Origin of the sequence: Marisediminitalea oceani (genome assembly GCF_003731635.1) — a bacterium.
Lineage (GTDB): Bacteria > Pseudomonadota > Gammaproteobacteria > Enterobacterales > Alteromonadaceae > Alteromonas > Alteromonas oceani.
In genome coordinates this window covers 19,589-44,782 of record NZ_RCUA01000071.1, presented here as the reverse complement: position 1 = coordinate 44,782, position 25,194 = coordinate 19,589, and the positions used below count along the sequence as shown (strand labels likewise).

Annotated in this window: 22 protein-coding genes; 7 read left to right on the top strand and 15 right to left on the bottom strand. The window is 51.2% G+C overall.

What is annotated here, in order from left to right; genetic code table 11:
• From D9T21_RS18560 to fabB, 6 genes are all read right to left on the bottom strand, one after another.
• On the bottom strand, positions 1-692 hold a 692-nt coding region (locus D9T21_RS18560), incomplete at its 3' end, for a hypothetical protein (protein WP_164464757.1).
• Positions 693-835: 143 nt separating this feature from the next.
• A complete protein-coding gene (locus D9T21_RS18555; RefSeq protein ID WP_123326711.1) occupies positions 836-1,063 on the bottom strand; it encodes a hypothetical protein in 228 nt (75 codons plus the stop codon).
• A gap of 186 nt (positions 1,064-1,249) precedes the next feature.
• Entirely contained in the window at positions 1,250-4,657 is a 3,408-nt protein-coding gene (locus D9T21_RS18550) for a FimV/HubP family polar landmark protein (RefSeq protein ID WP_123326710.1), read from the bottom strand.
• A 412-nt stretch (positions 4,658-5,069) separates the two neighbouring features.
• Positions 5,070-6,086: an aspartate-semialdehyde dehydrogenase gene (locus D9T21_RS18545; protein WP_105933935.1), complete on the bottom strand. Its 1,017-nt coding sequence runs from the start codon at positions 6,084-6,086 to the stop codon at positions 5,070-5,072.
• A 74-nt stretch (positions 6,087-6,160) separates the two neighbouring features.
• Positions 6,161-7,303, bottom strand: a complete 1,143-nt coding sequence (locus tag D9T21_RS18540) for a 4-phosphoerythronate dehydrogenase (RefSeq protein WP_123326709.1) — start codon at positions 7,301-7,303, stop codon at positions 6,161-6,163.
• Positions 7,304-7,412: 109 nt separating this feature from the next.
• Positions 7,413-8,627 carry a beta-ketoacyl-ACP synthase I gene (gene fabB, locus D9T21_RS18535; protein WP_123326708.1) on the bottom strand — a complete coding sequence of 405 codons (1,215 nt, stop codon included), beginning with the start codon at positions 8,625-8,627 and terminating at the stop codon, positions 7,413-7,415.
• Between the two features lie 234 nt (positions 8,628-8,861).
• On the opposite strand from fabB, the gene mnmC reads away from it, so the two are divergent.
• Entirely contained in the window at positions 8,862-10,874 is a 2,013-nt protein-coding gene (mnmC, locus tag D9T21_RS18530; RefSeq protein WP_123326707.1) for a bifunctional tRNA (5-methylaminomethyl-2-thiouridine)(34)-methyltransferase MnmC2/FAD-dependent 5-carboxymethylaminomethyl-2-thiouridine(34) oxidoreductase MnmC1, read from the top strand.
• Between the two features lie 2 nt (positions 10,875-10,876).
• Here the strand turns inward: mnmC and D9T21_RS18525 are convergent, their stop codons facing one another.
• From D9T21_RS18525 to D9T21_RS18500, 6 genes are all read right to left on the bottom strand, one after another.
• Positions 10,877-11,590: a FlgO family outer membrane protein gene (locus D9T21_RS18525; RefSeq protein ID WP_123326706.1), complete on the bottom strand. Its 714-nt coding sequence runs from the start codon at positions 11,588-11,590 to the stop codon at positions 10,877-10,879.
• Between the two features lie 2 nt (positions 11,591-11,592).
• On the bottom strand, positions 11,593-12,339 hold the full coding sequence (locus D9T21_RS18520) for a FlgO family outer membrane protein (protein WP_164464756.1): 747 nt from the start codon (positions 12,337-12,339) through the stop codon (positions 11,593-11,595).
• Positions 12,340-12,344: 5 nt separating this feature from the next.
• Positions 12,345-12,962, bottom strand: a complete 618-nt coding sequence (locus tag D9T21_RS18515) for a FlgO family outer membrane protein (protein ID WP_164464755.1) — start codon at positions 12,960-12,962, stop codon at positions 12,345-12,347.
• A 111-nt stretch (positions 12,963-13,073) separates the two neighbouring features.
• Positions 13,074-13,370, bottom strand: a complete 297-nt coding sequence (locus D9T21_RS18510; protein WP_123326705.1) for a YfcL family protein — start codon at positions 13,368-13,370, stop codon at positions 13,074-13,076.
• A gap of 37 nt (positions 13,371-13,407) precedes the next feature.
• Entirely contained in the window at positions 13,408-14,532 is a 1,125-nt protein-coding gene (locus D9T21_RS18505; RefSeq protein ID WP_123326704.1) for an ATP-NAD kinase family protein, read from the bottom strand.
• On the bottom strand, positions 14,532-15,101 hold the full coding sequence (locus D9T21_RS18500; RefSeq protein ID WP_123326741.1) for an elongation factor P hydroxylase: 570 nt from the start codon (positions 15,099-15,101) through the stop codon (positions 14,532-14,534). The genes D9T21_RS18505 and D9T21_RS18500 overlap by 1 nt, the downstream gene beginning before the upstream one ends.
• Positions 15,102-15,247: 146 nt before the next feature.
• Between D9T21_RS18500 and D9T21_RS18495 the strand changes: the two genes are divergently transcribed.
• From D9T21_RS18495 to D9T21_RS18485, 3 genes are read left to right on the top strand one after another with little or no spacing between them, the layout of a single operon-like run.
• Complete coding sequence (locus D9T21_RS18495) at positions 15,248-15,946, top strand: DUF8198 family protein (protein ID WP_123326703.1); 699 nt, start codon at positions 15,248-15,250, stop codon at positions 15,944-15,946.
• On the top strand, positions 15,939-16,394 hold the full coding sequence (locus D9T21_RS18490) for an acyl-CoA thioesterase (RefSeq protein WP_123326702.1): 456 nt from the start codon (positions 15,939-15,941) through the stop codon (positions 16,392-16,394). The genes D9T21_RS18495 and D9T21_RS18490 overlap by 8 nt, the downstream gene beginning before the upstream one ends.
• 2 nt (positions 16,395-16,396) lie before the next feature.
• Positions 16,397-17,536, top strand: coding sequence for a retropepsin-like aspartic protease (locus tag D9T21_RS18485; RefSeq protein WP_123326701.1), 1,140 nt, complete (start codon positions 16,397-16,399; stop codon positions 17,534-17,536).
• 4 nt (positions 17,537-17,540) lie between these two features.
• Here the strand turns inward: D9T21_RS18485 and D9T21_RS18480 are convergent, their stop codons facing one another.
• Positions 17,541-18,104, bottom strand: a complete 564-nt coding sequence (locus D9T21_RS18480) for a hypothetical protein (protein ID WP_123326700.1) — start codon at positions 18,102-18,104, stop codon at positions 17,541-17,543.
• A 152-nt stretch (positions 18,105-18,256) separates the two neighbouring features.
• Between D9T21_RS18480 and D9T21_RS18475 the strand changes: the two genes are divergently transcribed.
• Entirely contained in the window at positions 18,257-19,894 is a 1,638-nt protein-coding gene (locus tag D9T21_RS18475; RefSeq protein WP_123326699.1) for a tetratricopeptide repeat protein, read from the top strand.
• A 152-nt stretch (positions 19,895-20,046) separates the two neighbouring features.
• Positions 20,047-20,616 (top strand): cytochrome b, encoded by a 570-nt coding sequence (locus D9T21_RS18470; protein ID WP_123326698.1) that lies wholly within the window; start codon positions 20,047-20,049, stop codon positions 20,614-20,616.
• Positions 20,617-20,700: 84 nt separating this feature from the next.
• Here D9T21_RS18470 and D9T21_RS18465 read toward each other — a convergent pair whose 3' ends face one another.
• Positions 20,701-22,746, bottom strand: coding sequence for an NADPH-dependent 2,4-dienoyl-CoA reductase (locus tag D9T21_RS18465; RefSeq protein ID WP_123326697.1), 2,046 nt, complete (start codon positions 22,744-22,746; stop codon positions 20,701-20,703).
• Positions 22,747-22,864: 118 nt separating this feature from the next.
• On the opposite strand from D9T21_RS18465, the gene D9T21_RS18460 reads away from it, so the two are divergent.
• The gene (locus D9T21_RS18460; RefSeq protein WP_123326696.1) at positions 22,865-23,473 is read left to right on the top strand and encodes a TetR/AcrR family transcriptional regulator; all 609 of its coding nucleotides are present in this window, start codon (positions 22,865-22,867) and stop codon (positions 23,471-23,473) included.
• A gap of 95 nt (positions 23,474-23,568) precedes the next feature.
• On the opposite strand, the gene D9T21_RS18455 is transcribed toward D9T21_RS18460, so the two are convergent.
• Positions 23,569-25,182 carry a GMC family oxidoreductase gene (locus D9T21_RS18455; protein WP_123326695.1) on the bottom strand — a complete coding sequence of 538 codons (1,614 nt, stop codon included), beginning with the start codon at positions 25,180-25,182 and terminating at the stop codon, positions 23,569-23,571.
• Positions 25,183-25,194: the final 12 nt, after the last annotated feature.

Below are 25,194 nucleotides of genomic sequence, written 5' to 3'. Positions count from 1 at the left end.
CGTGATCTAAGTCGTTTTGACTCACTCTGAGAGGGTAAACTTCTATGCGGATTGGTATTAGCCATATTCGTTAATCGGCCAACATCCTGCTTATCGTAATTAGCCCCACTTTGTACCGTTCCTGAATTCACCGGTAAGTAGGCCGTTTGAGCGATATCAGTTAAAGCTGAAAGCGCTTTTTCTGCCGTGCCTTTGGCCAGTCCGGCAGTATTTATCCATTGTCTCGCCCGGGCTTCACTAAAGGGCGCCTGCAACCAACCAGGCGCCTGATTCTCACGCAGCGCCTGCTCGATGTTTGCCAGGCGGGTCTGGGCATTTCCCGTTTGCTGCACCTGCTTATTACTCTGGCTTATACCAAATTGGATTAGGTTGGCAAACTCCTGCAGTTTTTGGCTAGCCGCCACCACATCCGGATCATTTACCTGTGGGTACTTCGCCAGCGCATTTTTATGCCGCTCGTAAGACTGTTGCCATCGTTTAACATAGGCGGGATCCTGAAAAGGCTTTACCCCATTTTTATCCAACTCCTGCATAGCACTGGCGATATCGCGGGTAATCTTCTTTACTCTGACCCGTTCCCCGGACACCAATGGTCGCGGCTGGGCCTGCGGTGCCTTAGCGTGGAGCGTAGATGTGGGAAAAACAGTAAAACATAATGTCGTGGAAATGAGTAATACAGGGATAAAACGCATGATACATTCCTTTGTGCTAACCGTTATCAGCCGATTCCGTGGCTGAGGCATATTGTTTAATAATCAACCAATATTAGCCAATACAGATAGCGTTTTGCAACAAACAAAAGCCAGAGACAGAAGAATTGATTTTCAGCCAGGCGTCAGGGCATTCGGTAGAGGGTGGTAAGTTCACCATCTGAACTTTTAAAGGTAAATGTTTCAGCGGTTAGTTCGATGATTTCATCACACCAGAACTCGCCAACGAAGTCGGTGATGGGGCTGGATTCGGTAATGGTAAGACAGGAAAAGGTGCCGAATTTCACCTTTACCTCGTAGCCGGCCCGTACTTTATAGCCGAAGTCAGTATCAGGATACGTGCCCCACGACACCAACGTGCCATCTTCAAGGTATTTATCGTAGCCCCACAGAAGGTTTTGCCGCCATCTTCAGAATTGCCCCAGGTGCCAACCAGTAGTGAAGTGTCTATCTGTCTGGCAAAAGCTCCGCAGGCAAAACTCAGTAACATCCCGCAGACAAATAATTTCATCACTGCTTTAGCCATTACATTGCCCGCACTACAAGGTTTCAATAAGTTTTCTGGCTTCTGCCTGTTGTGCTTCAGAGCCTTTATTCATCACTTCTTCGAGCAATTCTTTAGCCGCTTCCGGATCATCCATTTCAATGTAAACCCGGGCCAGGTCGAGGTTAGCGTTCTGACCTGCGTCTTTATCAATATCAAATACGTCATCGTCGTCGCTGACGCCGCTGAATTCAGACAAACTGACATCGAGGTCCAGATCTCTCTCATCTTCAGCCTCCGGCACATCGTCGGCTTCCGCCATCAGGGTTTCCACGTCAACGTATTCTTCCTCTGGGGTTGCAGGCTCTTCTGAAACCGGCTCCACCTCTGACGATTCTTCGGTACTTTCTGGCTGTTCACTGAACAGTGCATTTAAATCAAGGTCCGGATTATCCAGTGCCAGCTCTTCGATTTCTTCTTCTGGCTTAGCTTCGTCTTCGTTATCGATGGCACCAAGCAGCTCGTCAAATTCGCTTTTATCCAGCTCATCCAGAATAGCGGCTTCTTCACCTGAATCGCTGTCGTTCAGCCACTCATCAAGGCCCGGGACATCCTCAAGCTCATCGAAATCACCCGGACGGCTGGAACGCTCTTGCTGAGAGTCACTCTCTCCCGGTAATACGCCATCCTGCTCCTGTTCCAGTTCGAAGCTATCGATTTCACTCTCAAAATCTTCCAGTGCCTGGTCGAGAATGTCGTCATCGATATCGTCTGACTGCTCTGGTTCAGCTGATTCTGTTTCACCGGATAGCGATGGAATGTCATCCATCATCTGCCGATCAAATTCGGCCAGGGCTTGATCTAACGCGTCATCACTCAGGTCGTCACTGTTATCAGTATCTTCACCTGGCTCTGGCTCTGGCTCTGGCTCTGGCTCTGGCTCTTCAGTGTCGGGGAATTCCGCTTCAAGCTCTGCAGATATTTCATCTGAGATTTCTTCGGTGGTGTCTTCCACCGTGACGTCTTCATCCGGGCTGTAAGCTGGTTCCGCATTATCCAGCTCATCGAGTTCTTCGGTCAGCGCCTGGGTTTGTTCATCCTCATCGCCAGCATCATTTTCTTCATCTTCGGCACTCAACTCAGCCAGCAGATCGTCTGTTAACGGGTCGTCAAAATCATCACTGTCTTCGGCCAGAGCTTCATCGATGTCAGACGTTTGCTCTTCATCTGGGGTAAGTGGTGCCTCATCAGCTTCCACTTCCACCACATCGTCATTATCTTCGTTTTGCTCAAGTTCACTGAGCAACTCTCGAGTCAGGTCGTCTTCAAGGTCTGACTCATCGAAGTCTTCGGTCTCAGCATCGAGCGACGAATCTTCCGTTTCTTCATCGTCTTCCGGTTCGTCTTCCGGGTCACCTTCAAGCTCTTTTAGCAGTTCGTCGGTTAAATCGTCACTGACTTCCTGCTCAAACTGCGCCTCATCGAATTCGTCTTCGCCTGATTCGGCAGTAGTTTCATCTGTAGCGTCTTCTTCCGGTAACTCGGCTTCAAGTTCTGCAAGTAACTCATCGGATAACGGATCATCAAAGGCATCGGCATTTTCGATGTTATCAAAGTCTATTTCATCAAGATCTTCGGTAATTTCATCGATGCTCTGCAGTTTTGACTCATCACTATCTGTGCTTTCAGATGCGATAGCGTCGTCCAGCAGATCACCTTCTTCGTCATCTTCATCATCCAGATCGCCGGCCAAATCGCCCATCATTTCGATTTGGTCAATCTCACTGATAATGCTGTCAGTCAGGCGGTCGAGCGCCTGTGACTGCTGGGTGATTTCATCATCCAGTTTTTCAAGCATTTCATCGCCTACCGGACCATCATCTATTGGCAGGTTGGCTTTGTCTTCTTCGCTGAGTTTATTTTCTTCCAGCAATTCATCAATGGAAATTTCCGGCGCTTCTTCCTCATCGGTTTCGCTGGATTCTGCCGCTGCTGGTGCGCCTTGCTGGGCCGCTAAAATAGCATCGATATCGTCGTCATCAGCTATGTCACCGCCGTCATCTTCGGTATCGGTGTCAGGTTCCGGCACGGTTTCAGACTGATAAACCTGCTCCGGGTCCTCAAGCAACGCGGCCAGCTCTTCGTCTGAGGTTTGCTCAGGTTCTTCTGGTTCATCTTCTACAGCTTCTTCCGAGAAGTCGGCTAGATCGTCATTGCCTTCATCCTCATCGAAGTTATCGAGTAAGTCATCATCATCCGACAAATCGATAGCGTCATCTGACTCCTGATTACTGAATTCATCGTCAAACAGGCTATCCAGGTCATCCTGATCCAGTGCAGAGTCCCCTTCTTCGAAGGACTCTTCTTTCGACTCATCCGGCACCAGCATGTCATCGTTCAGGTCGGCAAAGCTGTCGTCGTCATTGAGTGACTCTTCCAGTTCTGTCGACAACACATCATCGAGCAAATCGTCATCGTTGAACAGCTCTTCATCCGACAGTTCTTCACCACCAAGCTCAGACTCCAGAGCAGTTGACAGATCGGCAATACCCTCCTCGGGTTCAGGCGCAGTTTCTTTAGGCGGCAGAGTAATTTCTTCTTCGGGCTTTGATTTGCGTTTCATTAACCATACAATCAGTCCGGCAATGGCAGAAAACGTTAATAAGCCAGTTCCTGCAATCAGTGCCATAGGGCTGGTGAGGGCTTCCATAAACGAATTTGACTGCTCGGCTTCTTTGGCGGCCTTTTCGCTTAAAATCAGCTCTCGCAACTCGCGCTGCAAAGCAAGCTGTTCATCCACCTTCACTTCAACTTCATCATCAACGCGACCGCGCAAAGCACTCAGGTCTTCATTGATTTTCTCGATGCGCTCGTAAAGCTTACGGTTATCATCCAACAGCATCTGCACACTGTCGATGGAGGCGGCAAATTGATCACGCAGTTCTTCAAACTGGCGGGCCTGTGAGGCATCAATCTGGCTGAGCTGTTGTTCCAGTTGGGTTTTGGTTTGTGTCAGGTCGTCCTGATTAACCAGGGGGACCGGTGGTTTGAGGTTATTCAGGCTGTCGCCGGGTTGATTTGCCATGCGGGCAAAGGCGGCATCATCAGCTTCGGCCTTCTGACGGGCTTTTTCTTTATCGATACGGGCAATATAGCGTTCGGATGGCAATTTTAAAGTTGCGCCATCCACCATAAGATTCAGGTTGTTTTGTTCAAAGGCATCGGGGTTGAGTTCATAAATTGCCACCATCACCTGATAAATAGACAAGTTAGGATTTTGCCGATAGCGGCTGGCTACCCGCCACAGGGTATCATTCGCGTCGATGGGTCCGAACACCACGCCAGAATACTGGTTAGTAGCGTCCTTTGGCCCTCTTAGAGGCGTATTTTGTGCGGCAACCGGATCGCTGACTAAGCTGATCAACATCATCAGTAGTATGCAGCCGGTTAAATGCAATTTCATAGCGTTCCTTTTTTGCCCTCAAGCGTCATGTGCCGGATGTTATCATCACGGTTCACATTCGCGGTGCCAGCCCTTACATTAGCGCGCTAAGGCTGGCCTGTTTGTTGTTATGTTGGCAATTTTTCCCCGTAACTGCTGCGGGGACGGCTTTGGTGATTAACCTTGCCAGGTTTGTTTCACCTTGCTTCGTTGTAAGCCTTTATCAGCCAGTTTATGGCTCTTTTCACTTAGTAAAATATAAACCAGTTGCCCGGGTCGATCTAGAAAATGTTGCAGCCTGATGACCTTTAAGGCGTATTTATAGACCTAAGTCTAAAAGCATCCAACGCTAAAACCAACAAAAGCGGGAACCAGCCCGCTTTTGTGTTATCGACCAAATTGGTCAGAAGTTTAGAACGCTCAGCGTGTTAGCTTACAAATAATCGCGAACCAGTGTTTCGGCTATCTGTACGCTGTTAGTCGCAGCACCCTTACGGATGTTGTCAGACACGACCCACATATTGATACCATTCGGATGAGTGATATCGTTGCGAATACGCCCAACATGAACTTCATCGTTACCACTGGCGCTGCTCACCTGAGTAGGGAACTCTTCGCGGGTTTCGTAAACTTTTACGCCCGGCGCATTGGCCAGCAGTTGCTTGACTTCTTCAGCATCGATTGGCTGACGGGTTTCAATGTGGATGGCTTCACCATGACCAAAGAACACCGGTACACGAACCGCTGTAGGGTTAACCAGAATGGTGTCGTCACCCATGATTTTCTTGGTTTCCCAGGACATTTTCATTTCTTCTTTGGTGTAATCGTTGTCCATAAAGACATCGATTTGCGGGATCGCATTAAAAGCGATCTGGCGGCTGAAGGCTTCTGGCGTGATTTCACGCGAGCTCAGCAGATCGGCTGTTTGCTTAGCCAGCTCTTCCATAGCAGATTTACCCGCACCAGAAACAGACTGATAAGTACATACATTAATGCGCTCAATGCCAACAGCGTCCTGGATTGGCTTTAACGCCACCAGCATCTGAATGGTAGAACAGTTCGGGTTAGCAATGATGTTACGGTTACGGAAATCCGCCAGTGCATGGGCGTTTACTTCCGGCACTACCAGCGGGATGTCCGGCTCATAGCGGTAATGTGAAGTATTATCGATAACAATACACCCGGCTTCTGCGGCGCGCGGGGCAAATTCTGCCGACACACTGCCACCAGCAGAGAAGAAACCAAACTGCACCTGGGTCCAGTCAAATTCTTCGGCATCCAGCACTTCTACTTCTTCGCCCTTAAACGTAATCGTACCGCCGGCAGAACGTTTACTGGCTAACGGATACAGTTTTGCAACCGGAAACTTCCGTTGTTCCAGAATTTCAATCATGGTCTGACCAACCAGACCGGTGGCACCAAGAACGGCAACGTTAAAGGCTTGTGACATAGTAGGTTAAGCTCCTAATACTCTAACTTGGCAGGTATCTGCCCTTTAAAAAACTGACTTTTTCTGTTCTGTCGTTATTTTAGGTTAAAGCCTAATTTTGCAAGTTGCGTTGCAATCGCTGAGTCCGGTTGCTGCGAACATTCAACCCTATGGCCGGCTAATTCGCGTCGAACTCTGTACTGTTTACGCATGGCAGTAAAACTCGTTGGTCCTGCCAGCCCCTGACGAAAATTATTATTATCTTCTTTTACATCGTATACCGACAGCACGAGTGCTATGGCGGGGGCGAGATTGTCGCCTTGATCGCTACATAATTCAAGGTCTACGTGTAAATTTGGCCGCTCGGGTAAAAAATCATCCAGTGATTTCTCGGGTGTTTGTCCGGCAAGATCACAAATGGCCTCATACACCATCTGCGTACCAGAGTATTTACCCTCCAGAGTATGCCCGGCAATGTGCGGTGTCGCGAGCCAGAGATACTGCAGCAAATCGGCATCAATATCCGGCTCATTAGCGAACACATCCAGCACTACCGTAGGACCATCGCCCGCCATTAAACGCTGCTTTAACGCCACCTCGTCTATGACCTCGCCACGACATGCGTTGATCAGCAATTGCTTGGCACTCAAACCGGCCAGCACCTCTGCATCGATCATTTTATCGGTGGGGTAAGCACCATCTTGCACAAAGGGAACATGCAAAGTAATTACGTCGCAGTTCAGGATAGTCTGCCAGTCTGTAAAGGGCCGTTCATCGCCCTGCTCTGCCAGCGGTGGGTCATACAACACATAGTCGATACCCAGGGTGTCGAGTAAGCGCGATAATGCGCTGCCTACGTGGCCAGCTCCCACAATGCCTACCCGGGCGTGCTTAAGGTTCGTAATGTCTTCGAGGTGCGCATTACACAGTACACTTAGCACATATTCAGCCACCGCCTGTGCATTACACCCGGCCGCCGACATCCAGTAAATCCCCTGCGCATCCAGGTAACGGGTATCCAGATGATTAATCCCCGCCGTTGCCGTACCAACCAGTGTTAAACGGTTAGCACAATTAAGCAATTCAGGCGTCACCCGGGTAGTCGAACGTACAGCCAGGACGTCAAAATCTACCAGTTGCTCAGGCGTTAGCGTGCCAACGTCATAACCTGACGCTTCACCAAAACTGCCAAAATATTCTGCTGCCAGCGGCAACGAGTTTTCGTAACGTATTTTCATGGGATAGGAGTTTATCGTAAGTTCGCGGGGAACCGAAAAACTATTCAGTGCGGTTTAACAACAAATGGGAATAACAGCCGGAGCGGTCGCCCCGGCTGAATAACTGCGCTTATTTTTCGAAGCGTTTCATTACCAGCGACGCATTGGTACCACCAAAGCCGAAGCTGTTAGACATTACCGTGTTCAGCGTGGCTTCACGGGTAGAGGTTACCACGTCAAGGCCTGCCGCCGCTTCATCAAGGTTATCAATGTTGATCGACGGCGCAATAAAGCCGTGCTTCATCATTAACAGGCTGTAAATGGCTTCGTTAACCCCTGCAGCACCCAAAGCGTGACCTGTAAGCGATTTGGTAGAGGCCAGCGGTACACCGGATTGGCCAAAGACTTCCTGAATGGCAGCCAGCTCTTTTACATCACCAACAGGTGTGGAAGTACCGTGGGTATTGAGGTAATCGATTGGCGCGTCAACACCTTGCAGTGCCATTTGCATACAGCGCACTGCGCCTTCACCTGACGGTGCAACCATGTCATAACCGTCAGAAGTCGCGCCATAACCGACTATTTCTGCATAGATAGTGGCACCACGGGCCAGAGCATGTTCAAGCTCTTCAACCACAACCATACCGCCGCCGCCAGAGCTCACGAAACCGTCACGGTCTGCGTCGTATGTGCGTGATGCAGTTGCCGGGTCGTCATTGTACTTCTTAGATAATGCACCCATGGCATCGAACTGACCAGACAACGCCCAGCTCAGTTCTTCACCGCCACCGGCAAATACTACGTCCTGCTTACCCAGTTGGATAAGTTCCAGCGCGTGACCAATACAGTGAGCACTGGTGGCACACGCCGATGAAATTGAATAGTTAACGCCTAAAATTTTAAATGGCGTGGCCAGACAGGCCGAAACCGTTGAGCCCATGCAACGCGGCACCATATAAGGGCCTACACGCTTCACGCCTTTTTCGCGGATCACGTCTGCTGAGCCGACCTGGTTTTTGGACGAACCACCACCAGAACCTGCCACAATACCGGTACGAATATTTGATACCTGTTCTTCGGTAAGGCCGCTATCTTCGATAGCCTGTTTCATGGCCACATAAGCATAAGCGGCGGCGTCACCCATGAAGCGCATCACTTTGCGGTCGATATGCTCATTAAAGTCAATATCAACGTTGCCCCATACCTGGCTACGCATGCCCATTTCTGCAAACTCTTCGGAAAAGGTAATACCAGATTTGCCTGCTTTGAGTGAGGCGGTAACTTGTTCTTGATTTATGCCGATACTGGATACAATACCCAGCCCTGTAATAACTGCTCTTCTCATAATTATCCTTTTGCGTTAGTGCCGCATATGGTAATGATTTTATGACACTAAGTGGTCTGCTCTTTTGCGACCCTGTTCTACGTGATTTGGTAGCAAATTTCCACCTCAATCCAAGAATTTTACCATTGTAGTGTATTTCGACCGCGATGTCGGCTTCAGGTTCGATTTCTATCATGCGTTTACTAATACTGCTATTATAGCGCGCTTTTAACGATTAACCTGAAACACCACGCCATGAGTAAACGCCTGCAATCTGCCAACGTCCATTTTAACGAGTCCGGAACGCCCGTGGCAGACAGCTTTGATGATGTCTATTTCTCTAACGACAGCGGTTGTGATGAAACACTGCATGTGTTCATCAACGGTAACGATCTGGCTGAGCGCTGGTTAAACTGGCAGGCAGCGCACTTTATCATTGCCGAAACTGGTTTTGGTACCGGTCTTAACTGCATCATTGCTATGCAGCAGTTTAAACAGTTCAGAGCAGCCAATCCGGCTCATCCGCTTAAACGGTTATTTATTCTCAGTACCGAGAAATTCCCGCTGGCAGAGGCCGACTTACAGAATGCCCTGGCGGTATTCCCGTCGGTCCGCGAAGAAGTCCATGCCCTGATTGAACAATATCCCCCCGCGCTTGGCGGCTGTCACCGCATGAATTTCGATGCCTGGCATACCAGTGTCGATTTATGGCTGGGTGATGTGCACGAATTACTCCCGCAATGGCACTGCCCGCAAAATGGTCTGGTAGATGCCTGGTTCTTAGATGGCTTTGCGCCCAGTAAGAACCCGGATATGTGGACAGACACGCTGTTCACTCAGATGGCTCGTTTAAGTAAAACAGGTGCCAGCCTGGCTACCTTTACCGCCGCAGGGGTGGTTAAGCGCGGCTTAAAAGAAGCGGGCTTTGAGATAGCCAAACGAAATGGGTTCGGCCGCAAGCGCGATATGCTCACCGGCATACTGGCAACTCCCCCCGCTAACCGGGTTACCACGCCCTGGCATTACCGGTATCCCGACACACCTGCCAGCCCGTCTCAACATATCGCTATTATTGGTGCCGGCCTCGCCGGTTCCACACTGGCGCTTGCGCTGTGTAAGCGTGGTATCAAAGTAAGTCTATTTGGCCAGGCCCCTGCCCCCGCCGATGGTGCCTCAGGCAATCGGCAAGGCGGTTTTTATCCGCAACTTCAGGCCGACCAGAGTAACCCCGCCCTGATCCAGGCCCATGGTTTTTTATACGCCAGACGCTATTACGATACTCTTAATGCAAACGGCTTGACCTTTACCTGGCAACCTTGCGGTGTTCTGCTGCTGGGATTCAGTGAAGAAGTGCAAAAGCGCCAGCAAAACCTGCTGCAAAAAGAGTTGTGGCCAGAACAGCTCATTCAGCCGGTAAACGCCGCACAGGCCAGTGAATTAAGCGGCCTTGATATTCACGGCGAAGGGCTCTTTGTACCGCAAGGCGGCTGGCTGTGCCCCGCCGAAGTGGTTGACGCTCAGCTTGAAGCGGCTCGGCAAATCGGCTTACTCAATGAGTTTTATAACCAGCGCGTGGCGTTATCCGAAGATGGCCGAAACCTAGAGCTTCTGGAAGATGGCAAACAAATCAGTGCAGACCGGGTGGTGATTGCCGCTGGTCATGAGTGTGCCGAGATGGCCGAACTGGCGCATTTACCGCTACGACCGGTACGCGGCCAGGTCGAGGCCGTTCCCGAGCAAGCACCTTTAAACGCTTTGAAGACTGTACTGTGCCATAAAGGGTACTTAACGCCCGGTTGGAATGGCCGCCATGCGCTTGGCTCCACCTATGTAAAAGGTGATACCAGCACCACCAGCAGAAAGGAAGAAAGCGAGCAAAATCTGGCCACCCACGCCAAAGCGCTGACAGGCTATGATTGGGCTCAGTCGATTGAACATGATGGCACTGCCAGAGCGTCTATTCGCCTGGGCAGTGCCGATCACCAACCTGTGGTGGGTGCGGTTATCCCGCCAGAGAAAACCACCGAGCGCTATCGGGAATTGTATAAGGGCAAGCATAACAGCCAGTACGAAGTGGCTACTGATGAACAGGCGCTGTTGGTGCTTACGGGGTTGGGTTCGCGAGGATTAACCACAGCGCCGCTGATGGCAGAAATACTGGCCAGCCAGCTTTGTTATGAGCCGCTGCCAATGAGCGAACCATTGTTGCAGGCGCTGGCGCCAGAGCGGTTTATGTTACGCATATTCCGGCGCCCGCCAGAGGCGTAGGTTTATTCGGTATCCAGCACGGGTGCCATCGGCACCAGTGACGTTACCACAAAAGCAGGAATAAACACGTTGGCGCTGGCCACTACCCGCTGTTGGTCGATAGATATGATCCGCGCATTCACATTCACGCCGCGCGGCTGCTCCACCAGTGTACCGGTAAGGATATGGTCCATTTCCATTCGTTTAGCAATGCGCCGTCCCTCGCGACTTAGCGCCAAGTCGCCATAGTCGGTGACATCCAGGCTATTGGCCAGTTTGAAATCCACCACGCCAAGTCCGTATTGTTGCAACTCAGCTATCAGGTATTCAGACAGCTGATTGCCCAGCACGGTGGTTTCCCGCAAGGAGCGGTTAAGACGTACAAAACTGGCAATACCTATCAGCTCGTCGGTATTCACCTGCACAGAGCCGTCCATTAGCGCCATAGCCAGGCTGGCTGCGTAGTCATTTAATGCTTTATGGGTCATGCCCGGAGTGAAGCCGGATTGCAGTGGATCCCGGTAGCCCCGCACATTTTGCTGAACCCGGTACATTTCGATGTCGCGGGAATCCGGCCGGTACTCAAGGCCGCTGTCTTCTGGCGGGCGCACCTGCGCTTGCCCGGCTGGCGGCGGCGCTTCATCATCGTTGCCAAACCAGAAATAACCACTTTTAGGCTGGCCGGCGCAACCACTCAGCGCCGTCGCGCATACCAAACAGGCCAAGAACTGACGCATGATTACCCCCGGCTTAATTTAACACCATCACGCATACCGCCGCGCTCACTGCCATCACTGGGGATCAGCGCGTCTGCTACGTAAAACGGAATAAGCATTTGTGCGCTGGCAACTACCGCACGCGACTGAATACCAATAATGCGCGCATTCACCATCACGCCGCCCTGATGCTTTGCCATGGTACCGGTGAGGACATATTCCATAGGTAAACTGGCGTCGAGCTCCAGATAATCGCGGGTAAGCACAAAGTCGCCCTCTTCGGTAATGCGAATAAAGTCAGTGGCTTTGTAATCGATCACCGGAATGCGGAATTTATGCAATTCATGCACAAAGGATTCGGCCATTTGCTGACCAAGTAAGTTGGTTTGCTGCAGATCAGAGTCCAGCAACGCGAAATGGGTTACTCCCACCGGCGTTTTATTGGTAACGTACTCCATGTTGGCAATCAGGTCCTGTGTCAGGGCCTTGACGTAATCCCCCACATGCTTGGTTAAGGGACGGCCTTTGTACGCCCCCTGAACACTGGAGTACAACGGTGGCTGGCCCAGTGCACCAAAGCTATCGACATCTTCGGCCATCATGGGCTGATGATTTGAGCGATCTGCTGCAGTGATGTCTACCACATTAAGCGATGGCATTTTTTCAGGCTGAGTGGTTTGCACCATTTCCTCATCCATACTCTGACAGCCTGCCGCGGCTGCCGCCAGCAGAAATATGCCAAGTCGTGTTGCCCTTACTGCCCTTTGCATAATGATTACCCTTTATTCTCTGTACGATATAGCCGGCCATTACGGGTTGTCACCTGCTCATCCAGCCAAAACAATTCTGCCGGGAAAAAGCGCGTTGCAGCTGCTACCACATCGCGGGTCCGGGCATTAATAATGCGCGCGTTAACCATTGCCCCTTCCTGCTGATAAACCAGCGTACCGGTAATGAAAAAATCGACCCGCTCCATAGCAGATAGCTGGTCGATATCGCGCGACAGTACCCTGTCGGACTTTTCTCCTACTATTATATCGTTCGTCAGCTTAAACTCTTGAGCGGTAAATCCACGTTTTGTGGCTTCGGTAAGGATCCCTTCTTCCAACTGATGACCGAGCAATTGCAACGGATGCTGAAAGGTCTCGTCATAGGTCAGTGAGTCCACCGGCACAAAACCGGTCACCGCATAACGGGTTTGCCGGGCCGGGCGAACGTTGGCAAACAGTTCGTTGGCCAACACATAGGTGTGATATTCCACATTACCAAGCGCAGGCACCGGCACCTGGTCGTTGGTCATTTCCATAACCGGCGTTCCAGAGCTGCAGCCGCCAAGCAAACTGGCTCCCAGCAAGGTAGTAAGAATAGTGGTTCGCAAAGAGTATTGACGCATAATCGGATCCAACCTGAGTTAACAGTTCAGATTCTGCAATTATCGCACCACCTCACTCTTCCAGAAAAAATGCGGTTTTACAGCCAAAAAGCGGCAAAGACCTGCCACCCGTTAAAAGTCGTTCAGCAATTTTTGCCACAATGCCGCCACCGCTTGCTGATCGGCGGGTTCCAGTTCGTTATTGGCAAAAGCCTGCTCGAGACTTTGCTGCATGGTTTGACTGAGCTTCTCTACTGAGGCTGACTCATCAAGCTCCAGCTTGCGGGCCTCCACGGCAAAATGTCCCTGCAGGTAACTGGCGATAAACAGCTCGTCGTCACTGCCGTGATCTACCACGCCATCCAGTGCACTATCAATTTTTTCCACTGTCGTGACAAATTCATCGCTGGCTTTAACCTGTTGTTGCATAGTGTCTCGCTTTTTTTTCGTTAATTGATTGCAGTGACTACTGCAGTGGATAATACACCCGGTCGTCATAACCGGTGATGACCGCAATAATCCCGGCCAGTTCGCTATCGAGCTCCTCGTCGCCAGTGTCACTTCTGAGTGGCCGGCCATCGAGTTGTTGAAGCTTTTGTTTGGTGGCAGCGATCCAGATATTGTCACGGCCAATAGCCCTTAACACATCCGGGCTCAGCTGCTGATTGCCGCGGCCAAATACGTGCCCCTGGCCGCCAATAGCAGTGATCACAAGGCGCGCCGGCGACTGGCTAACCAGTTCCAGCAACTGCGGGGCAGTCACATCGGCGGCAATCACCTCACCTTTTTTAACCACATCCACGCCTAACAAGGTATTCTTCAGACCAAGTCGCGCCATCACCTCAGCAACGGTCGAGCCTGAGCCCATGACATACAAATGCTCGTCGTCATCGGCAATGATTTCACTTACGTATTCGGCAATCTCGTTAATCACCATGGACTCGTCTTCACGGCCGCCCATTTTAACCGACTGCACATAGGTAAGCTCATCAGGTACCTGCATTTCGCCATAATGCTGCGCACGTACCTTACCCTGGCGGAATGCTGACTCATCAATATCGCGCACCTCGGCCTGACGCACGCTCACCAATTCACCGGTTAACATTTTGGCCACCACATCACCGGCTGCCGAAGGCGTTACCGCATAAACACCCGAGTGAATTTTTACTCCGGCAGGTACGCCAAGCACCGGCACTTTGTCTGCAACAATGCTGCACACATTCCGCGCGGTGCCATCGCCGCCCGCAAAAAGAATTAAGTCAACGCCCTGATTAACCAGTTCGCGTACCGCGTTCTCGGTGTCTTCAGGCGTAGTTTCGGTACTCTGACTGGTATAAATAACCTGATGCTCCAGGTCCAGCGCCGCACAGCAATGTTCACCCATTTCACCGCTGGCCGTGAGTACCGAGAGATTGTTAAAGGCGGTGAGTTTTGTGAGCGCTCTGGCCATTTTATCGTTAGCCAGTTTAGTCGCTCCCGCCGCCAGCGCCTGCTGCCGAATTGCCTCGCCGTCACTGCCTTTAAGCGCCATGGCACCACCGATCCCGGCAAAAGGATTAATCACCACGCCTAATCGAAAGGCTTTACTCATCACGGGTACTCCTTATCGAGCCAGGCCTGATTTAACTCAGGCCCGTTAAACTTTGCTCGCAGCGCATTAATAAACATTGTGGCCCGGGGCGGAAAGCCTGAGTGCAAATACGTTAACAACTGCGCCCGTACGCGACGGGTAAAGCCCTCGCGATCTGGCTCAGCGCCATTTAAATTATCAGTACTGACCTGAAAACGCCGGTTAGCGGCGATGGTCATGGCCCATTCGATGGCCTGAGGTTTCACCTCGACCTGTTCAAACTCCCGCTGTTGCGTGGCATCACGGCCGTCAGGGCAGTACCAGTAGCCATAATCTTCCAGCAATCGGCGCTGTTCACCGGCAATGCACCAGTGCGCTATTTCATGCAGGGCACTGGAGAAATAGCCATGGGCAAAGACAATCTGATGATAAGGCGTATGCTCGTTAGCAGGCAGGTAAACCGGCTCATCGCCGCCTCTGATCAGGCGCGTGTTGAACCGGCCAAGAAACGTCTGGTCGAACAACGCCATTAACGGTTCTACGTCGGGGTCATTATCATATTTTATGGCCGCTGCCATTGCCTGCTGCATACAGAATTCGGTTTGTGATGGTCGTGATTTAATGGCCGCGAAGAATAGCAAAATCTGCCTGCACGAGCCAGATTTGTCAGCATGATTAAGGTATTATACAGTCAATATTCAAATACGACCGGACAGCGTAGCAAGAAGGACGCCTTGTGGTAGAACAGATTATCGCTCATTTGCGTCAGGTGAATGCCCGGCGCTCTCTGGCAGAACAAATGCAGTTGTTGGCGCCCATTCAGGCACTGCAACAATGGCAATGCCAACGGCTGCTGGCCACTCATGCAGAGCTGGCCCAAAAACCAAGCTACGCCAAAGCCATGGATTTTTTTGTGGAAGAGCTTTACGGTCCCAAGGATTTCAGCCAGCGCGATGCCGATTTAATGCGGGTTATTCCCAAACTCGCTAAAGCCCTGCCGAATAAAGCCATGCATGCCATTGAGCAGGCACTGTGGCTTAATGCCCTGTCATTCGATTTGGATATGGCGATGGCTCAGGCGCTCGGTGACGCGCAGCTCAACAGAGAAAACTATGCTTTAGCCTACCGTGAAGTGGGCCGTGGTGATGACCGCGCCCAACAAATTCAGATTGTGGCCGGATTAGGTGAGCAACTGGCCGATGTGGTAAAAATTCCGGGCATCGGTCTGCTAATTAAGCTATCCCGAAGACCGGCAAAAATGGCCGGGCTGCTAAGCATGCACGAATTTTTGCAACGGGGCTTTGAGGCCTTTAAAGACCTCGGTAATGTAAAGACCTTTATCGAGCCGGTTATCGCTACCGAAACGGCGCTCAACCAACAGTTGCTCGACCCTGATGTTAACCTGACAGAAGAGAACCCGCTCCCCCATGTCTGACCTTTTCGACTGGCAGTATCCAGAGCCCTTTATTACTACGTGGAAAATCGAGCCACAGGACATCGACCACTACAATCATGTGAACAACGTGGCCTATTTAAGCCAGCAGGAAAAGCTCGCCTGGGCCCACTCTAAGGCTCTGGGACTGGGGTTTGAACATTATCAGCAGGCCGGCCGGGGCATGGTGATCTTCCGCCACGAATTAAACTATTTAAAACCGGCTTTACTGGGCGACACGCTGCACTGCGCCACCTGGATCACCCAATGCGACGGTAAAATCACGCTCTCCCGGGAGTTTCAGTATGTACGTGAAAGCGATGGCGAAACGGTTTATCGGGGTCACACTCAATTTGCCTGCGTAAAGCTCGCTACCGGTGCGCCTACCCGAATGCCAAAAGCTTTTGTTGATGTTTATCTGCCAGCTTGCCTGGCCGGTCAGGCCGATTAACTGTGACGCGCTTCGCTCTGGTTGTCTCGGTTTGTCTGCTGATATCCGTTAGCCTGAACGTTTATTTACTTTGGGGTGAACCTGCCCCCACAGCCGCTGAGGACGTACCAAAAAAAACAGGCAATAGGGTAACGTCAGACAAAGCGACTAAGCCGCCAGTTTCAACGCCACAGCAGTCTGCATCAACTTATCAAGCCGAGTCAGGCACTTCAGATAAGCCTGACGTGCCGGCAACCGATATCGACATTGTTCAGCAATGGCTCGACCAGGGCGACTTCGCCCGGGTGGAGCGTTTTTTAATTGATGCACTGCGCGCTAATCCGGATTCTGCCCAATTGCTGTTGCTGGAAGCCGATTATATTCTGGCTACCGAGCCTTTAAGCGTGGGAGTTAGCCACCTTTTTGCTTTGCAGGAACTCAGCCTGTTTAATCTTAAGCAGCGGGAAGAGTTGGCAAACCGCAGCGCCGAGTTAATCGAAAATACCATCAGTGCACTGTATAACGCCGGTGACTGGGATATGCTGGCGCAATTCTTAGAGCCGTTATTTCAGCTTAATAGTAGCGATCAGACTCTCACCCTTAAACTGGCTGAAGCCTACGCCAGACAACAGAAATTTACTCTGATGGAAGATGTGCTGGCTAATTTGAGTGCTAATAATGCCGGTGCCCGCAGTTTGCGTCAGCGCTTTTTACCCGGCCCGTTGCCAACTTCAGAACAGAGTAACGAAGGCCCTATCGATACTCAACAGGAACCGGTTACGCGACTGGCCCTTACCCGCTATGGCGACCAGTACATTGCTGAAACACAGATCCTCAATCGCCCGGCGGCGCTGCTTTTGGATACAGGTACGAGCAGCACTGCTATCAGCTTTGAGTTGTACAAGGCTCTGAGGCGTTTTAATCAAATTAAAGTCATTGGCCTGTTCGATGTGCGCACCGCCGGCGGTCCGATTCGCTCCCCGCTGGTTCAGATAGATAACATGACCCTTGGCCCCTATAAACTAAGTAACATAGGCGTGTTTGTAATGCCCGAGGCCGCCATGCAGCAAGCCGACGGATTACTGGGCATGAACGTGCTAAAACAGTTTCACTTTCAGCTTGATCAAACCAACGCAGAGCTGTTGTTAACTCCGCGCCAATAAGGTGTTACTCCCGCCCATAATGCCGGCAGTAGCCACTGTAGTCAGCCAGGCCATTGCCCTGGGCATCAAAGCCTGTGCCGGTAACAGTGAGCCGGCACTGTGTTCTTGTGCCTGTGAGGGTGCGGGTAAGAAACACTTTTCCCAGCGTGTCGCCGTTATTCAGATCCACGGTGAATATAAAGTTATCATCCAGCAGCAACACAGGCTCCCCGCCTGATACCGTTCCGGAGAATACCTGATGGCCGGTATTTACCAGCGTGCCGGCGGCATAATCAAACAGTGAGGTAACGTGATAGACAATGCGACCATTGAGATCGCCGGTGAGATCGATGGTGTCGGTGCTTCGCTCAGTTTTACCCGCTTCGGTTTCCCGGGATGAGTGCAGGATAACCGTAGGGAAAAAATGCACCGCCTGACCAGACACCCGTTGCCAGCGCTTGTCATTCAGTGGACTAGCAATGGGCTCGCCGGGAGCAAGAAGCTCACCAGCATAAGCCAGCGAAGAGCACCCAACAATTGCTAATGTTCCCAGTAACAGCGCCAATGCGCTTAATCTATACTTTTTCATGATATTTCCTTGCAGTTTGATGACCTGCCAACGACTATAGGAAATGACGTTTCTCGACGAAACGGACACAAGCGGTCACGGGCGGTCATATCCTGGCGCCATTGGCTTACTTAGCCCAAAATGCGGGGTAAACACGAGTTCTGTTCCCTGGTATGAAGACAAAGCACCAACAAGCAAAAACCTTTCACTCCTGGAAAGCCATCGCCAATTACTTTGGTTGCAGCGAGCGAACCGTGCGTCGCTGGGAATCTGCGGAGGGCCTGCCGGTACACCGCCATCAGCATCAGTCGGCTGCGCGTATCTTCGCCTATCAGCAGGAACTGGATATCTGGTTTGCTTCCCGGGCCGACAAACCCAAATCATCTCAACGCAGCGCAAGTCAGCCAATTCGCCTGGCGCTGATACCCTTCACCTTTCTTGCCGAGGCGCAGGATAAAGCCTATCTGGCTGATGCACTGGGTGAAGATATTGTCGCCGACCTGACATCTCTGCCAGCCCTGATGATGATTAGTTTCTCTTCCATGCGACAGCTCGCAGCGCAGCAAGCAGGTTTTAGCGACCAGATAAAGGCATTGGCACTGGACTATCTGATAGAAGGGAGTCTGCGGCTTGAGGGTGAGAACGCGCGCCTGAACATTCGTTTGGTCAGCACCCACGACCAGAGCGTTGTGTGGACTACCCGTTATAATGAATCGCATCCAAACTGGCAGGATTTACAGCAGCGAATAGTGTCACAGCTGGTGACCAGCCTGCCACTATCCAATTTGGAAGCTGTGCTGGCGCCTTGCAATCGAACTATCCTGGCCAGTCAGACTGCCTGGGAGTATCTGCATCAGGCCCGAATCGCCTCACTTACATGGCAACCACAAGGCATTGATAAAGCACTTGAGTTACTTAATGCCGCTAACCACATGCTGCCTGATAACGCGCTTATTCAGGCCAGCTTAGGCCGGGTTTATTTGCAGTTGCGAGAGTCAGGCATCGATTGCTCTGAAGCTCCGATGGAAAAAGTAAAAGGCATTCTTCATTTTCTCAACCAACACCATTCAGATGCTTTTTATACACTGTCTTTACAAGCATGGTTTTGCTATTTACAAGGAGACATCAACGCCGCCATTGCGGCGTTAAAACGGGCGCTAGAGTATCAGCCAAATGATGCCGACAGTCTCGCCCTGCTGGCGAATTGTTACCTGCTATCCGGATTACCGGCCCTCGCCTTACCATCAATTCAAACCTTACAGATAATCGATCCATTAACACCACTAAGCAGGTGTATGCCCGGCTACTACCAGCTAATGAGTGGTAATTTGTCACAGGCAATTGGCCCTTATCAGGAAATGCTATCTCTTGATCCCAACAACCCGCTGGCACGCCTGTTTATGGTTTGGGTGCTGGCACTGAATGACGAATCAGCCCGTGCTGATTCTGTTTGTGCTGGTTTCAACACGGTCAGCGCCGATCCGTTAATTGTCCAAATTGCTTATGCATTGCGGGATTACCTGCTTGGCCAGCCAGTAAACTTTTCGCTTAATGCTGCTCAGGAAAAAGTGGTTGAGGTTAATGGGATGCTGGCCAGATTTACCGCTTACGGATATGCCGCCAGCGGTAATAAAAGCCGCGCCGTGCACTGGTTGCATCGTGCATGCGAACTGGGGTTCCGGGCTTATCCTTTTATTAGTCAGTACGATCCTTTCTTCAGACCATTTAAAGACTACCCGCCGATGCAAAAGTTGCTGACTAACATGGCCGCAGAGTGGCATAGCGCTGCTGAATTTAATAGCCAGTTATAGCAGTTAAGGCTATCTGTTAGCAGTTATTTTTATTTTCTGTTGCGCTGCTTTGCGATTTATCATTTACTGATAAATTGATGAAGGTTTTCTAGCACCTTCTGGCTTAACTCAAAATAATCCTTACACTTTTTCTGCTTTATAGAGAATTCACGATGATGAAAGACACCCGACAGCAATTTAGTAAAATCACCATTTCACTGCACTGGTCAGTGGCGCTGCTGATGATTGCCTTGCTGGCCGTTGGCATTTACATGACCGAAAACAAAGACTACAGCCTGTATGGCCTGCATAAATCCTTTGGCGTTATCGTGCTGGTGTTGGCGCTGGGCCGGGTTTACTGGCGGATGAAAAACGGCTGGCCACTGGCGGCCGGCAACTATAAAGCCTGGGAGCACAAACTGGCCCATGCGGTGCATTGGGTACTGATTCTGGGCACGCTGATTATGCCTGTTTCCGGTGTGATTATGTCGTCCATGGGCGGACATAATATCCCTCTATTCGGTATTGATTTAATCCCGGCTAATCACGATCCGGCTAACCCACAGGATGTGCTCCCGCGTAACGCCGAGCTGGGTGAAATGGCAGAAGAAGTACACGAAATTGTGGGTTATCTGCTGATAGCCTGCATTGTGCTGCATATTGCCGGCGCGCTTAAGCATCATATAATAGATAAAGACGGCACGTTAATGCGTATGAAAGGGAAGCGAATAGACGTAGAGTAACCATCAGGGAATAATAATGGGGTCAGAGAACATTACCGTTGATAATGTTCTCTGACCCCATTAATTTTCTATAATTTGGCCCTTTTAGATAGCCATGGCCACTTTGGTGCCCTGCTCAATAGCCCGTTTAGCATCCAGTTCGAGTGCTTCATCGGCACCACCAATAAGGTGATAAGGCAAAGAAAGCCCCTCTACTAGTGCCCGCTGAGGCTCCTGACCAGCACAAATGATCACGTTATCCACGTCGAGCACCTGCTGCTCCTCACCAACCGTAATATGCAAACCATCATCATCGATTTTGTGGTACTGCACGCCCGGGATCATTTTTACCCCCTTCATTTGCAATCCTAAGCGGTGCGCCCAGCCGGTGGTTTTACCCAGACCCGCGCCCACCTTACTGGATTTGCGTTGCAACAACACAATTTGCCGTGGTGACGGCTCAGGCTGTGGTTGCATGCCCTCCACCCCACCTCGGGCAGAGAACGTCATATCAATTCCCCACTCGCGCATGAAGGCAGCGATATCCTGACTCGGTACAGATTTACCGTGGCTTAAATATTCAGCGGTATCAAAGCCAATGCCGCCGGCGCCAATAATCGCCACTTTGGCGCCTACCGGTTTTTTATCCCGTAGTACGTCCAGGTAGGTCATCACTTTACTGTGGTCGATACCTTCGATAGCAGGTGTACGTGGCACAATTCCGGTAGCCAGTAACACTTCGTCAAAGCCTTGTTCGTTTAACGTTTGTGCGGTGACAGGCGTATTTAGCTTCACCTCGACATTAAGCAGCTCCAGCTGGCGCTTAAAATACCGAAGGGTTTCGTAAAACTCCTCTTTACCGGGGATTTGCTTGGCAATATTAAACTGCCCGCCTATTTCTGCCGCAGCATCAAACAGTACTACGCTGTGGCCGCGTTTGGCTGCTGTGGTAGCCGCAGCCAAACCGGCCGGGCCAGCCCCTACAACGGCCACTTTTTTCGGCGATTCGGCCAGGGTCATTTTGTACATCAGCTCATGACAGGCAAAGGGATTGACCAGGCAACTGGTGAGTTTGCCGGCAAAAATATGATCAAGGCAGGCCTGATTACAGCCAATACAGGTATTAATTTCATCGCTGCGCTGGCTTTGCGCTTTATTGACAAATTCAGGATCGGCCAGGAATGGCCGGGCCATAGAGACCATGTCAGCATCGCCGCGAGCCAGTACGGACTCGGCCACTTCCGGCGTATTGATCCGGTTAGAGGTGATCACCGGAACACTCAGTGCCTTGCGGAATTTAGCGGTGACCCAGGTAAAGGCCGCCCGTGGCACCTTAGTGGCAATAGTAGGAATACGCGCCTCGTGCCAGCCGATACCAGTATTAATGATGCTGGCACCCGCTTTTTCAATGGCTTTACCCAGCGTTACCACTTCATCGTAAGTTGAACCGCCCTCAACGAGATCCAGCATTGATAAGCGGTAAATAATGATGAATTCTTCACCCACTGCCTCGCGAACACGACGTACTACTTCTACCGGCAATTTGATGCGGTTTTGGTAGTCACCGCCCCATTCATCGCTACGATGATTGGTCCGGGCAGCAATAAACTGATTGAGGAAGTAACCTTCAGACCCCATGATTTCAACGCCATCATAGCCTGCCGCATGGGCCCGTTTTGCCGTTTCGACAAAGTCGTTAATCTGCCCTTCGATTTCTTCGCTGGTTAGCTCACGGGGTTTAAACTGATTAATAGGCGCCTGTAACGCAGAGGGCGCCACCAGATTAGGGTTATAAGCGTAACGACCGGTGTGCAGAATTTGCATACAAATTTTGCCGCCATGGGCATGCACGGCATCGGTAACCATTTTGTGATGCGCTACCGCTTCGTCGCTGTCGAGCATCTTGGTCTTAATGTGTACGCCGCCTTCCTGGTTAGGCCCGATACCACCGGTAACCATCAACGCCACACCGCCCCTGGCCCGGGTAGCATAGAACTCGGCCATGTGAACGTGTCCGTTAGGCATCTCTTCCAAACCGGTATGCATGGAGCCCATAACAATACGATTTTTAAGCTGAGTGAAACCTAAATCCAGTGGCTCGAATAAGTGCGGATACGACTGGTGTTGATTTGCAGCGGTTGCCTGCGACATGAGTGCCCCTTTTATTAACCTTTTATTAAACTGAACAGTGTCAAGATAGGCGTATAATTTGACACTGTCAAGATAAAGATTATGCTAGTCAGCAATTGTGACATTTTTAGGAAGTACCATGCCGTCATCCGGCACACAAACCTACCATCATGGTGACTTGCGCTCAGCGTTGTTAGATGCAGCAGCAAACCGTATTGAAAATCAGGGCATCGAGGGGCTTTCGTTACGCAAGCTGGCCGATGATGTGGGGGTATCCCGCTCAGCGCTGTACCATCATTTTCGTGATAAAAACGCGCTGCTTAACGCGGTAGCCGCCAACGGCTTTGCCAGTTGGATTGCTATGACCTCTGAATCCGGCGGCGATGAATCCGTCCCTGCGCCGGTGAGAATGAAACAGTTTGTGTATGGGTATGTGCACTGGGCTGTGGAACATCCGCAGCTGTACGATCTTATGTTTGGTCGCCCTATCTGGAAAAACGATCTGGCTGACGATGAACTGAAAGACGTGGCCTACCCGGCGTTTCAATATATGCTGAGCCTGATTACCCACTGGCAGCAACAGGGCTTGCTGCTGGCAGATAAGCCGGCACTCCGCCAGACGCAGGTCATCTGGGCGACCCTACACGGCCTGGCAAAACTGGTTACCGACGGCGTGTACGCCGACTCCAGCCATATTGATGAAATGTGTGACTGCGCGGTAAACATGCTACTGCCGAGTGTGAATTAATTCTGCTCGTCGCGGATCAAATCAAGGGGTCAAAATCAAGGGGTCAGATTACTTGATTTTCATGTTCTCTGACCCCTTGATTTGACCCCTTGATTTTAATTCTGGTCGTTGCGGATCCATTCTGCTGCGCGTTCGGCAATCATAATGGTAGGCGCATTGGTATTGCCGCCAACCAGGGATGGCATAACCGACGCGTCAACCACTCTTAAACCTGCCACATTGCGTACCCGCAACTTGCTGTCGACCACTGCCATGGGGTCATCATCGGCGCCCATTTTACAGGTGCCCACCGGATGATAGATAGTTTCAGCTCGTTCGCGAATAAAGTCAGCAATATCTTCGTCTGACTCCAGGCGGTGCTCGCCGATACTCAGGTAGCCCTCGTATTTTGCAAAGGCTTCGCTGGTGAGTATTTTTTGTGCCCATTTTACTGCGTCGAGCATCACCTTAAGATCGTCGTCTTCGCTCAGGTAATTGGGCTGAATTGAAGGGTGATCGGCCGGGTGATTACTTTGCAGGGTAATTTCGCCGCGGCTCTTCGGGTATAATGCGCAAACGTGCAAGCCATAACCAAAGCCATGCACAAAACGCCGGCCATGATCCTGCAAAATAGCCGGTAAAAAGTGGAACTGAATATCCGGCGATGCCTGCGCCAGTGACGAGCGCACAAAGCCGCCGCCCTCGGCCACGTTGGACGAAAAAATATAATCCCGTTTAAATAAATAGCGGCACGCCGCTTTGATGTAGCGTGGCAGCATTCTAGCCGCAATTGGATAACCAAGAGGCTGCTTACTGCGATATTGAACAATGGCATCAAGGTGGTCCTGCAGGTTTTTGCCCACGCCGGGTAAATCCTGCTGCACGTAAATACCTTTGTCTTCCAGTTCGCTGGCCGGCCCGATCCCCGATAGCATCAGTAAATGGGGCGAATTGATTGCACCAGCGCTAAGAATGACCTCGCGGGACGCCATTAAACGCATGGCCCTCCCTTTACACCTCACCTGCACACCGGTGGCTCGCTGTTGTTTAATGAGCACTCGTTCAGCCAGGGCTGAGGTAATAATGGTAAGGTTGCCGCGCTGACGGGCATCAGTGAGATACGCTTTCGCGGTAGAACAGCGCTGGCCGTTGCGCTGCGTAACCTGGTAGTAACCCAGCCCCTCACGGTCACGACGATTGAAGTCTTCACGCACGGGCAGATCAACGTATTTAGCGGCGTTTACGAAGGCATCGGACACTTCAGCGGTATGACGCAGGTTATTTACATCCAGCGGGCCGCCTACACCGTGGTATTCATCGGCACCGCCACAGTAATTCTCTGCACGCTTAAAAAATGGCAGAACTGACTCGAAATCCCATCCATCAGCCCCCTGCGCTGCCCAGCGGTCATAATCCTCGGCCTGGCCACGGATATAACACATAGCATTAATTGAGCTTGATCCGCCGAGCGTTTTGCCCCTAGGCCAGAATAGCTCTCTGTCGTTCAGTGCCGTTTGTGGTTCGGTGTTATATCCCCAGCCAATGCTGTCGAAACGCGCCAGTAGTGATAAACCAAAGGGGATATGAATAAACGGGTTACGATCGCTACTGCCTGCTTCAACCAGACATACCCGAATCATCGGGTTTTCGGTTAAACGCGCCGCCAGCACCGCACCGGCAGAACCGCCACCGATGATCACGTAGTCGAATTGTTGAACAGGAATATGCATTGTTCACCCGCT